Origin of the sequence: Enterobacter sp. 342 (assembly GCF_036663495.1) — a bacterium.
Lineage (GTDB): Bacteria > Pseudomonadota > Gammaproteobacteria > Enterobacterales > Enterobacteriaceae > Enterobacter.
In genome coordinates this window covers 178,704-189,193 of the sequence record NZ_JAWUEI010000008.1, presented here as the reverse complement: position 1 = coordinate 189,193, position 10,490 = coordinate 178,704, and the positions used below count along the sequence as shown (strand labels likewise).

The 10,490-nt window shown below is 52.0% G+C and carries 14 protein-coding genes; 1 reads left to right on the top strand and 13 read right to left on the bottom strand.

All coding sequences use genetic code 11. The annotated features are described in order from the left end of the window. The 9 genes from V6E55_RS09275 to fkpA form a co-directional block, all read right to left on the bottom strand. Positions 1–581 (bottom strand): GTP-binding protein (locus V6E55_RS09275; protein WP_028019737.1); only part of this gene is annotated, 581 nt, incomplete at its 3' end. A 69-nt stretch (positions 582–650) separates the two neighbouring features. Then, positions 651–2,765 carry an elongation factor G gene (gene fusA, locus V6E55_RS09270; RefSeq protein ID WP_028017992.1) on the bottom strand — a complete coding sequence of 705 codons (2,115 nt, stop codon included), beginning with the start codon at positions 2,763–2,765 and terminating at the stop codon, positions 651–653. 95 nt (positions 2,766–2,860) lie between these two features. Then, complete coding sequence (rpsG, locus tag V6E55_RS09265) at positions 2,861–3,331, bottom strand: 30S ribosomal protein S7 (RefSeq protein ID WP_003861706.1); 471 nt, start codon at positions 3,329–3,331, stop codon at positions 2,861–2,863. 96 nt (positions 3,332–3,427) lie between these two features. Then, a complete protein-coding gene (gene rpsL / locus V6E55_RS09260) occupies positions 3,428–3,802 on the bottom strand; it encodes a 30S ribosomal protein S12 (protein WP_000246815.1) in 375 nt (124 codons plus the stop codon). Positions 3,803–3,926: 124 nt separating this feature from the next. Beyond that, positions 3,927–4,214, bottom strand: coding sequence for a sulfurtransferase complex subunit TusB (tusB, locus tag V6E55_RS09255; protein ID WP_316942662.1), 288 nt, complete (start codon positions 4,212–4,214; stop codon positions 3,927–3,929). Positions 4,215–4,221: 7 nt separating this feature from the next. Then, positions 4,222–4,581 (bottom strand): sulfurtransferase complex subunit TusC, encoded by a 360-nt coding sequence (gene tusC / locus V6E55_RS09250; protein WP_129994855.1) that lies wholly within the window; start codon positions 4,579–4,581, stop codon positions 4,222–4,224. Beyond that, positions 4,581–4,967 carry a sulfurtransferase complex subunit TusD gene (tusD, locus tag V6E55_RS09245; protein ID WP_316942661.1) on the bottom strand — a complete coding sequence of 129 codons (387 nt, stop codon included), beginning with the start codon at positions 4,965–4,967 and terminating at the stop codon, positions 4,581–4,583. The genes tusC and tusD overlap by 1 nt, the downstream gene beginning before the upstream one ends. After that, complete coding sequence (locus V6E55_RS09240) at positions 4,967–5,689, bottom strand: helix-turn-helix transcriptional regulator (RefSeq protein ID WP_003861697.1); 723 nt, start codon at positions 5,687–5,689, stop codon at positions 4,967–4,969. Before V6E55_RS09240 ends, tusD begins: the two co-directional genes overlap by 1 nt. A 167-nt stretch (positions 5,690–5,856) precedes the next feature. Then, positions 5,857–6,675 (bottom strand): FKBP-type peptidyl-prolyl cis-trans isomerase, encoded by an 819-nt coding sequence (gene fkpA, locus V6E55_RS09235; protein ID WP_114979376.1) that lies wholly within the window; start codon positions 6,673–6,675, stop codon positions 5,857–5,859. Between the two features lie 238 nt (positions 6,676–6,913). Here fkpA and V6E55_RS09230 point away from each other — a divergent pair, with 238 nt between their 5' ends. Continuing rightward, positions 6,914–7,132, top strand: coding sequence for a protein SlyX (locus V6E55_RS09230; protein WP_008503009.1), 219 nt, complete (start codon positions 6,914–6,916; stop codon positions 7,130–7,132). A 51-nt stretch (positions 7,133–7,183) separates the two neighbouring features. Here the strand turns inward: V6E55_RS09230 and slyD are convergent, their stop codons facing one another. The 4 genes from slyD to kefG form a co-directional block, all read right to left on the bottom strand. Then, complete coding sequence (gene slyD / locus V6E55_RS09225; protein ID WP_014833521.1) at positions 7,184–7,774, bottom strand: peptidylprolyl isomerase; 591 nt, start codon at positions 7,772–7,774, stop codon at positions 7,184–7,186. A 94-nt stretch (positions 7,775–7,868) separates the two neighbouring features. Then, the gene (locus V6E55_RS09220; protein ID WP_010436300.1) at positions 7,869–8,069 is read right to left on the bottom strand and encodes a YheV family putative zinc ribbon protein; all 201 of its coding nucleotides are present in this window, start codon (positions 8,067–8,069) and stop codon (positions 7,869–7,871) included. 13 nt (positions 8,070–8,082) lie between these two features. Continuing rightward, positions 8,083–9,888 carry a glutathione-regulated potassium-efflux system protein KefB gene (kefB, locus tag V6E55_RS09215; protein ID WP_114979374.1) on the bottom strand — a complete coding sequence of 602 codons (1,806 nt, stop codon included), beginning with the start codon at positions 9,886–9,888 and terminating at the stop codon, positions 8,083–8,085. Further along, entirely contained in the window at positions 9,888–10,439 is a 552-nt protein-coding gene (gene kefG / locus V6E55_RS09210) for a glutathione-regulated potassium-efflux system ancillary protein KefG (protein WP_014833523.1), read from the bottom strand. Before kefG ends, kefB begins: the two co-directional genes overlap by 1 nt. Positions 10,440–10,490: the final 51 nt, after the last annotated feature.

The window sequence follows — 10,490 nt, the reverse complement described above, 5'->3', positions numbered from 1 at the left end:
CCAGCCAGTTCGATGATTTTCGCTTCCCACTCTGCGTCGCCTTCCAGCGCTTTCAGAGCAGAACCACGAACGATTGGGGTATCGTCGCCTGGGAAATCGTACTGAGACAGCAGTTCACGAACTTCCATCTCTACCAGTTCCAGCAGCTCTTCGTCATCAACCATGTCGCACTTGTTCAGGAACACGATGATGTAAGGAACGCCTACCTGACGACCCAGCAGGATGTGCTCACGAGTCTGAGGCATTGGGCCGTCAGTCGCAGCAACAACCAGGATCGCGCCGTCCATCTGCGCAGCACCGGTGATCATGTTTTTAACATAGTCGGCGTGGCCTGGGCAGTCTACGTGTGCGTAGTGGCGAGTCGGGGTGTCGTACTCAACGTGAGAGGTGTTGATGGTGATACCACGAGCTTTTTCTTCTGGTGCGTTATCGATCTGGTCGAATGCACGAGCAGAACCACCGTAGGTTTTAGCCAGAACGGTAGTGATTGCAGCGGTCAGGGTAGTTTTACCATGGTCAACGTGGCCGATAGTACCAACGTTGACGTGCGGTTTTGTACGTTCAAATTTTTCTTTAGACACGGCTATATTCCTTACTATAGTGCTCTCCCCTCTGGAGAGAGCACGGGACTTAGGTTTTAATCCTGTGGATTACTTACCACGGGCTTCAATAACGGCCTGAGCAACGTTGTTAGGCGCATCATCATACTTCAGGAATTCCATGGTGTATGATGCACGACCTTTGGTCAGAGAACGCAGCTGAGTTGCATATCCGAACATTTCAGACAGTGGAACTTCAGCGTGGATCTTAACGCCAGTTACTTCGGATTCCTGACCACGCAGCATACCGCGACGACGGCTCAAGTCACCGATAACGTCACCGGTGTTCTCTTCAGGAGTTTCTACTTCAACCTTCATGATTGGCTCAAGCAGAACTGGTTTTGCTTTCTTAAAGCCTTCTTTAAAGGCAATAGACGCAGCCAGTTTAAACGCCAGTTCAGAGGAGTCAACGTCGTGGTAAGAACCGAAGTGCAGACGGATACCCATGTCAACAACCGGATAGCCAGCCAGAGGGCCCGCTTTCAGCTGTTCCTGGATACCTTTATCAACGGCTGGGATGTATTCACCAGGAATTACACCACCTTTGATGTCGTTGATGAACTCGTAACCTTTAGGGTTAGAGCCCGGCTCCAGTGGGTACATGTCGATCACAACGTGACCGTACTGACCGCGACCACCAGACTGCTTAGCGTGTTTACCTTCAACATCGGTAACTTTCGCGCGAATCGCTTCGCGGTAAGCAACCTGAGGTTTACCCACGTTCGCTTCAACGTTGAATTCACGCTTCATACGGTCAACGATGATGTCCAGGTGCAGTTCACCCATACCAGCGATGATGGTCTGGTTAGATTCTTCATCAGTCCATACGCGGAATGATGGGTCTTCTTTCGCCAGACGGCCCAGAGCCAGACCCATTTTTTCCTGGTCAGCTTTGGTTTTTGGTTCAACTGCGATGGAGATTACCGGCTCAGGGAATTCCATACGCTCCAGAATGATTGGGTGATCTGGGTCACACAGGGTGTCACCAGTAGTCACGTCTTTCAGACCGATAGCTGCAGCGATGTCGCCCGCACGAACTTCTTTGATCTCTTCACGTTTGTTAGCGTGCATCTGTACGATACGGCCAAAACGTTCACGCGCCGCTTTCACGGAGTTCAGGATGGTGTCACCGGAGTTAACCACACCAGAGTAAACGCGGAAGAAGGTCAGGTTACCCACGAATGGGTCGGTAGCAATTTTGAACGCCAGTGCAGAGAATGGCTCTTCGTCGCTTGCGTGACGCTCAGCCGGAGTATCTTTACCGTCGTCCAGGATGCCGTTGATCGCAGGAACGTCAACCGGGGATGGCAGGTAGTCAACTACCGCATCCAGCATCGCCTGCACACCTTTGTTCTTGAACGCAGAACCACAGGTTACCAGGATGATTTCGTTGTTCAGAACACGCTGACGCAGAGCTTTTTTGATCTCTTCTTCAGTCAGTTCTTCACCACCCAGGTATTTCTCCATCAGCTCTTCAGAAGCTTCAGCAGCGGATTCGATCAGGTTCTGGTGCCATTCGTCAGCCAGGTCCTGCATTGCAGCTGGGATATCTTCGTATTCGAAGGTAACGCCCTGGTCTGCATCGTTCCAGTTGATGGCTTTCATTTTCACCAGGTCGATAACGCCGGTGAAACCTTCTTCAGCACCAATTGCCAGCTGCAGCGGAACAGGGTTCGCGCCCAGACGGGTTTTGATCTGGCCAACAACTTTCAGGAAGTTAGCACCCATACGGTCCATTTTGTTAACGAACGCGATGCGTGGAACTTTATATTTGTTCGCCTGACGCCATACGGTTTCAGACTGTGGCTGAACACCACCAACTGCGCAATAAACCATTACCGCGCCGTCAAGAACACGCATGGAACGTTCTACTTCGATGGTGAAGTCAACGTGCCCTGGGGTGTCGATGATGTTTACGCGATGTGGTTCGTACTGCTTAGCCATACCTGACCAGAATGCAGTAGTCGCTGCGGAGGTGATGGTAATACCACGCTCCTGCTCCTGTTCCATCCAGTCCATGGTGGCTGCGCCGTCATGAACTTCACCGATTTTATGGTTTACACCGGTGTAGAACAGAATACGTTCGGTAGTAGTGGTTTTACCGGCGTCGATGTGCGCACTGATACCGATGTTACGATAGCGTGCGATGGGTGTTGTACGAGCCATTTGATTCCTCGTTATATCTTTAGGCGTTCAGTTAAGTTACCCAGAGCGGGCGGCTTCTCTGAAGCGCCCGCCTGGTGACTAATACTCCGAAGGGATTACCAACGGTAGTGTGCGAACGCCTTGTTGGCTTCTGCCATACGGTGAACGTCTTCACGTTTCTTAACTGCAGTACCTTTGTTTTCTGCAGCATCAGAAAGTTCGTTCGCCAGACGCAGAGCCATGGATTTATCACCGCGTTTACGAGCAGCTTCAACGATCCAACGCATTGCCAGAGCATTACGACGAACCGGACGAACTTCAACTGGAACCTGATAAGTAGAACCACCAACGCGGCGAGACTTAACTTCTACAGTCGGGCGCACGTTGTCGAGAGCGACTTCGAAAGCTTCCAGTTCATTTTTACCAGAACGCTGAGCCAGGGTCTCCAGCGCGCTGTATACGATTGCTTCTGCAGTAGATTTTTTACCATCTACCATCAGGATATTTACAAATTTTGCCAGCAGTTCTGATCCGAATTTCGGATCTGGAAGAATTTTACGCTGACCAATGACGCGACGACGTGGCATGGGAATACTCCGTTGTTAATTCAGGATTGTCCAAAACTCTACGAGTTTAGTTTGACATTAAGATAAATCAGTTTGGCCTTACTTAACGGAGAACCATTAAGCCTTAGGACGCTTCACGCCGTACTTGGAGCGAGCCTGCTTACGGTCTTTAACACCTGAGCAGTCCAGCGCACCACGAACGGTGTGGTAACGAACACCCGGAAGGTCTTTAACACGACCGCCACGGATCAGGATCACGGAGTGCTCCTGCAGGTTGTGACCTTCACCACCGATGTAGGAAGTCACTTCGAAACCGTTAGTCAAACGCACACGGCATACTTTACGCAGTGCGGAGTTTGGTTTTTTAGGAGTGGTGGTATATACACGAGTACATACACCACGTTTCTGCGGGCAGGCTTCCAGCGCAGGCACGTTGCTCTTTGCAACTTTGCGTGCACGTGGTTTGCGTACCAGCTGGTTAACTGTTGCCATTAAATAGCTCCTGGTTTTAGCTTTTGCTTCGTAAACACGTAATAAATCGACCTCATACAATATGAGGACGCGAAATTTTAGGGCTACGTCGAAAAGGTGTCAAGAAATATACAGCGATCTCAAATCACCAGTTCATTTGACTGGCATGCTTCACAGTAAGATTGACGAAATCAGTATAGCCAACCACGTCAATTTTGGCTGAAATTTGACCAGAAAGACCCCGCGCATCAAGATCGTCTTTCAGCGCAGAGACAGTTATGGGGGCATTACTGAGGATTTCAACGAAACGACTGCCGCCAATCGCGGCAAGCACGCCGTCCTGGAGCAGCAGCAGGTCATCACCTTCGCGAAGCATACTCAATAACGCGTCGATATCACACTGCCAAGGGGAATGGCTTAGGGTATGGAGCATGGTAGCCTCAGAAAGTAAGAACGGTGTCGTAGTGGGAAAGATGCTCGCGCAATGCGGTGGAAGACAGGCATGTCACATCCAGCACGAAAGACGTTGCCTCGTTTAAACCACGTGCAGCCAGTGAGTCCGCGCAGACATAGAACGTTTCTATATCGTACAGCGGTAACACTTTGAACGTCGCGATGTAATCGCGCGCCAGAATGGCTTGCGGCTGTTGCCCCGCCAGAAGCTGAAATACACCGTCGCCCAAAAAGAAGACGCCGATATCTTCAGTCAGCGCTGATGTCGCGAGCAACGCATCCAGCCCTTCTCTGCCAGACGCACTGCCGTGCGGCGCTGAGGAAAAAACAAACGCGACACGCTTCATCAGAATTGCACCACTCTGTCGCAGGTTAATGCTGCCTGTGCCAGTGCACCCAGACCACTCAACGAAAAACCGGGCTGCAGGTTAGAACCCGATAAACCCAGGCGCTCAGCTTCAGTTGCATCAGCCACGCCGCGGCGCAGTGCCGCCGCCACGCAGATATGCAGTTCAACGCCCTGCTGTTCGTTTAATGCCTGCCACGCACGCACCAGGTCAAACTCATCACTCGCCGGTGACGTAAACTGGTTCGCGTTATACACCCCTTCCCGATAAAAGAAGACGCTCACCAGTTCATGTCCGGCCTTCAACAGCGCATGCGCAAACTGCAACGCACTACTGGCCTGCTGAGTACCGTACGCCGGGCCTGTCACCATTAAGGCATAACGCATTACTTGTCTTGCCCCAGGAAATCACCGCTCTTGAACTGGCGAATATAGAGGTAAACCGTGTGCTTGGAGATGTTCAGACGATCGGCCACCTGGTTAATGGCGTCTTTAATATCAAAAATCCCTTTCTCATAGAGATTCAGCACAATCTGGCGATTCTTGGCGTTGTTCGATACGTTGCGGTCAGCATTCACCTCTTCAATAGTGAACTCAAGCGTCTGAGTTACAAGATCTTCAACAGAAGAGGCAAAGTTCACAGAAGAGCCAACATCTGGCGTTTCTGGTGGAATAAAGGTGCTCATGATTTGCGAGAATGGCACATCAAGGTTCATGTTGATGCACAGCAACCCAATCACACGATGCTCGCGGTTTCGAATCGCGATGGTTTCTGATTTCATCAGCACGCCACTTTTGGCGCGGGTGAAATAGCATTTGGAGACGCTGCTGTCCGCGCCGGTCATGTCATGCAACATACGCAATGCAAGGTCGGTGATTGGCGAACCAATTTTACGGCCAGTATGCTCACCATTAGCAATGCGGATGGCGGAACACTTCAGATCTTGCAGGGAGTGCAATACGATTTCGCAGTGGGAGCCAATGAGCATCGCTAACCCGTCCACCACCGCTTCATACGATTTCAGAATATCGAAGTCGGTCTGGTCAAAAGGACGTTGATCCAGCAAATCAAGTTCACTGGTTTCGTTGGTTAAAAGCGACCTGGACATGAAAAAAACACTCCTTTTCAGGAGCCTGTCGTTAGGTTTTCAGGGCAGGCTCATTATCTACACGGACAACTAAATTAATACAGCGGGTATAACGCTTTCCAGTGTTAATTATATCTGCCCCATAATAAAAAAACCGCCGCCTTAAAGGCGGCGGTTTTTTTTCAGCATTACTTCTTAGCAGCAGCGGCTTTATCGTCAGCCGGTGCATCTGCTTTAGCGTCCGCTTTCGGTGCCGGTTTGATATCCAGCAGCTCTACGTCAAAGACCAATGTAGAGTTGGCAGGGATACCCGGAACGCCGGTTTTGCCGTACGCCAGATCTGGTGGGATAACCAGCTTGATTTTGCCGCCTTTCTTGATGTTTTTCAGGCCTTCAGTCCAGCCAGGGATCACACCATCCAGACGGAAGGAGAGCGGCTCACCACGGGTGTAAGAGTTATCGAACTCTTTACCGTCGATCAACGTACCTTTGTAGTTCACGACTACAGTGTCGCTGTCTTTAGGCGCATCGCCGGTGCCTTCTTTCTCAACTTTGTACACCAGGCCAGTAGAGGAGGTTTTCACACCTTTCTCTTTAGCAAAGGTATCGCGATAGGCTTTGCCTTTGGCTTCGTTTTCTTTAGCGTCCGCATCCATCTTAGTCTGAGCGGCACCTTTCACACGCGCTTCGAACGCCTGCAGAGTCTGTTCGATTTCCTGGTCAGACAGCTTGCTCTTATCAGCAAATGCGTCCTGAACGCCCGCGATCAGCTGAGCTTTATCCAGTTTGATGCCCAGTTTCTCTTGTTCTTTCAGAGAGTTTTCCATGTAACGACCCAGAGATGCGCCGAGTGCATAGGCGGATTTCTGGTCGTCATTTTTGAACGCCGCTTTGCTGTCTGCAGTGGCAGCAGGCTTCGCAGCAGTATCAGCAGCGAATGACAGCGGCGCGTTCAGCGCAACAGCCATCGTCGTCGCCAGCAGCGTTACTTTAAACAGTGATTTCATCCATATCTCCAGGGCCTGGGGACTCTCACCCCAGCGTTAAACGTAAATGAGTTACGTACTATAAAACGTTGCGGAAGAAATCTACAGACAGACACTTCCAATTCTCGCCACTTTTCAGACTATTTTTGTTTAAATAAGTTTCCTGCCAAAGGGATGCAGACTGTACTTAAGGATAAAGTCAGTTAAACTGCGCCGCCGCTGGGCCATTATGGTGAATCTGAAATAAACGAGGTGAATGATGAAGGATACAACAATAGAAGCGAGAATGGCTGAGCTGGAAAGCCGCCTGGCTTTTCAGGACATCACCATCGAAGAGCTAAACCAGACCGTGACTGCACATGAACTCGAAATGGCAAAACTGCGGGATCATATGCGCCTGCTGACGGAAAAGCTGAAGGCCACGCAGCCGTCGAACATTGCCTCTCAGTCAGAAGAGACGCCACCACCTCATTATTGAGGCGTAAAAAAAGCGGGATTATCCCGCTTTTTTATTTTCCGCATGGCGGAATTAGTGGCAACCGCAGCCGCCGTTACCGCAACCACCTTTACCGTGGTCGTGACCATGGTCGTGATCGTGGCCATGACCACCGCAGCAGCCGTCGTGGCCGTGATCGTGGTCATGGTCGTGACCGTGCGCACCGTGAACGTGGCCATGAGCCAGCTCTTCTTCGGTTGCTTCACGGATCGCAACAACTTCTACGTTGAACTTCAGGTTCTGGCCAGCCAGCATGTGGTTACCGTCAACCACAACGTGGTCATCTTCCACTTCAGTGATTTCAACAGGAACCGGACCCTGGTCAGTTTCAGCCAGGAAGCGCATGCCAACCTGCAGTTCGTCAACGCCCATGAACACATCTTTAGGAACGCGCTGAACCAGGTTGTCATCATACTGACCGTAAGCGTCGTTCGCGCCTACAGCAACATCAAATTTGTCGCCAACTTCATGACCTTCCAGCGCGTTTTCCAGGCCGGAAATCAGGGAACCGTGACCATGCAGGTAGTCAAGCGGCGCACTCACCGGAGACTCATCAACCAACACACCGTCTTCTGTACGTACCTGATAGGCCAGGCTGACCACCAGGTCTTTTGCTACTTTCATGATATCTCCTGAGCGTGGGAAAATTGCTGGCGCAGATTGTAGCGGAAATCTGCACCCGTGTACCCTTTAGCTTAAAAAAACTCAGGGTATATCGCTAGTCCGGATGAAAAATCCCGATCACTTGCTCTTCTTTGCGAACGTGATCGCGGGCCTCTTTATCAGCCTCACGCATCTGGTGACCGCACTTAACACACTCAACAACATCAATATTATTTTCACGCCACATCGCCAGAGTATCTTGCGCCTGGCAGGTCGGGCATTTTGCACCCGCAATAAAGCGTTTACGTACAGCCATCTTTCGTTACCCTTTATTCAAATTCATCCCAGCCATCAAGCTGGCGTCGTTCCAGTTGCATCTCTCGCTGGAAAATCTCCTCCAGCTCGCGACGCGCTTCCCGCACGCGGGAGATCTGCGCGGTATCCGTATGTACCGGCATCAGTTCACGCAGCATTCGCATATCCAGCCGGCGGAAGTGCATTTGAGCGCGCTGCGCCTGATGTGGATGCATACCGAGCGAGATCAACGCTTTGCGGCCTAGCTCCAGCGCACTGGAGAACGTCTCACGGGAGAAGTGTTTCACACCCGCCTGCAACAATTCGTGAGCTTCAACACGTCCCCGCGCACGCGCCAGAATATGCAGATGCGGGAAATGCTGCTGACACAGCTCCACCAGCTTCATCGTGTCTTCCGGGTCGTTACAGGTAATCACGATGGACTCTGCTGCCTCCGCTCCCGCCGAGCGCAGTAGCTCAAGTTGGGTCGCATCGCCGTAATACACCTTGTAGCCATATTTACGCATCAGATTAACCGCGCTGATATCACGCTCCAGCACCGTAATGCGCATTTTGTTCGCCATCAGCAAACGTCCGATAACCTGTCCGAAACGGCCAAAGCCCACCACAATCACCTGCGGCTTATCGTCTTCCACCCACGGCGCTTCGTCTTCATCGTCAGCAGGATTCAGACGGCGTGACAGAAGTTTATCCACCAGCTTCATCAACAGCGGCGTGGTCATCATGGACAGCGTGACCGTCACCAGCAGCAGAGCCATTTGATCATCTTTAAACAGCTTCTGGGAGGAGGCGGTAGAAAACAGCACAAACGCGAACTCGCCTCCCTGGCTTAACACGCTGGCAAACTGCATGCGTTCCGAACTGCGCAAGCCGTAAATGCGCGCCATGGCGTACAGCACCAGCGTTTTCACCGCCACCAGGATGGCCACGCTCACCACCACCCACAGCAGATGGGTATAAAGAACACCCAGATTCAGCGCCATGCCCACCGAAATAAAGAACAGCCCTAACAGCAGCCCTTTGAAAGGATCGATGGCAATTTCCAGTTCGTGACGATATTCGCTCTCGGCAAGCAGTACCCCGGCAATGAAGGTCCCGAGCGCCATCGACAGCCCCAGCGCATCCATAAACAACGCCGATCCCAGCACCAGCAGCAGCGTCGCAGCGGTGAACACCTCACGTACGCCCGACGCGGCAATAAAGCGGAACACAGGGCGTAACAGGAAACGTCCGCCAATCAGCATACCGGCGAAGGCCAGCACCTTCATGGCGATTTTAGCCCAGTCAAAGTGATCGTCGCCGGAGCCTGCCAGCAGGGGCACCAGTGCTAATGCAGGGATCACCGCCAGATCCTGAAACAGTAGCACCGAAAAACCCAGTTGCCCTGCTTCGCTACGGTTCATCCCTTTGTCGCGCATCAACTGGAGTGCCATTGCCGTCGACGACATCGCAAGACCTATCCCACCAATCACCGCCGCCTGCCAGGAAAAGTTGGTCAGCATTAACAAGCCACCCAGAATCGCGGCGCTGAACAGCACCTGCGCGGCACCCACACCGAAGATAGAGCGTCTGAGTTGCCACAATTTAGAAGGGTTCAGCTCAAGGCCGATGATGAACATCAGGAACACCACACCCAGCTCGGAGAAATGGAGGATTTCATCCACATCGCTGATGAATCCAAGCCCCCAGGGGCCAATTGCTATCCCTGCCAGCAGATAGCCCAGCACTGCGCCTATTCCAATACGTGCAGCAAGCGGAACCGCGACGACGGCCGCAAATAAAAACAGCACTCCGGCAAGGAGCAGATTCGATCCTTCCATTAACGACCTCCTGCCGGAATCGGTGATGCCAGCCATTCACCGTACGCTCTGGCATGACTTGCCAGTTCTTTCGGATCCTGACGCCGCGCCCAGTAGATAATAATCGGGCTCATCCAGTGCATACGGCACATCGCTGCCGTCAGTTCGAATGGACGAAGGATGTCACTCATCGGATAGCGGTTCAGCCCGTCATAACGGTATGCGCTTTCCGGTTCACCGGTGGTAATAACACTACGCCAATACTTTCCCGCCAGTTGGTTGCCCCCTACCCCACTGGAGAATCCCCTGCTCAGCACGCGGTCCAGCCACTCTTTGAGCAGTGCCGGGCAGCTATAGGTATAAAGCGGATGCTGGAACACAATGACGTCGTGCTGACGCAGTAGTTCCTGCTCATAAGGAATATCGATAAAGAAATCAGGATAGTGCGCGTAAAGATCGTGCACCGTCACGTTACTGAGCTGTGTGGCCGGCTTAAGCAGCACCCGGTTTGCCACCGAGTCCTGAGATTCCGGATGGGCATACAGCAGCAGCACTTTTGCTGTCTGAGACATCATTCCCCTCCCGGTCTTGTTTCTGTTTTTGTGTATCGTCGTTGTTTTGGG

Coding starts and splice junctions, on each gene's coding strand:
- kefG (WP_014833523.1), bottom strand. CDS start 10,439: ATGTCTCAGACAGCAAAAGTGCTGCTGCTGTATGCCCATCCGGAATCT.
- tusD (WP_316942661.1), bottom strand. CDS start 4,967: ATGCGTTATGCCTTAATGGTGACAGGCCCGGCGTACGGTACTCAGCAG.
- tusB (WP_316942662.1), bottom strand. CDS start 4,214: ATGCTCCATACCCTAAGCCATTCCCCTTGGCAGTGTGATATCGACGCG.
- V6E55_RS09230 (WP_008503009.1), top strand. CDS start 6,914: ATGAAGGATACAACAATAGAAGCGAGAATGGCTGAGCTGGAAAGCCGC.
- fusA (WP_028017992.1), bottom strand. CDS start 2,765: ATGGCTCGTACAACACCCATCGCACGCTATCGTAACATCGGTATCAGT.
- tusC (WP_129994855.1), bottom strand. CDS start 4,581: ATGAAGCGTGTCGCGTTTGTTTTTTCCTCAGCGCCGCACGGCAGTGCG.
- fkpA (WP_114979376.1), bottom strand. CDS start 6,675: ATGAAATCACTGTTTAAAGTAACGCTGCTGGCGACGACGATGGCTGTT.
- V6E55_RS09240 (WP_003861697.1), bottom strand. CDS start 5,689: ATGTCCAGGTCGCTTTTAACCAACGAAACCAGTGAACTTGATTTGCTG.
- slyD (WP_014833521.1), bottom strand. CDS start 7,774: ATGAAAGTAGCAAAAGACCTGGTGGTCAGCCTGGCCTATCAGGTACGT.
- kefB (WP_114979374.1), bottom strand. CDS start 9,888: ATGGAAGGATCGAATCTGCTCCTTGCCGGAGTGCTGTTTTTATTTGCG.
- rpsG (WP_003861706.1), bottom strand. CDS start 3,331: ATGCCACGTCGTCGCGTCATTGGTCAGCGTAAAATTCTTCCAGATCCG.
- rpsL (WP_000246815.1), bottom strand. CDS start 3,802: ATGGCAACAGTTAACCAGCTGGTACGCAAACCACGTGCACGCAAAGTT.
- V6E55_RS09220 (WP_010436300.1), bottom strand. CDS start 8,069: ATGGCTGTACGTAAACGCTTTATTGCGGGTGCAAAATGCCCGACCTGC.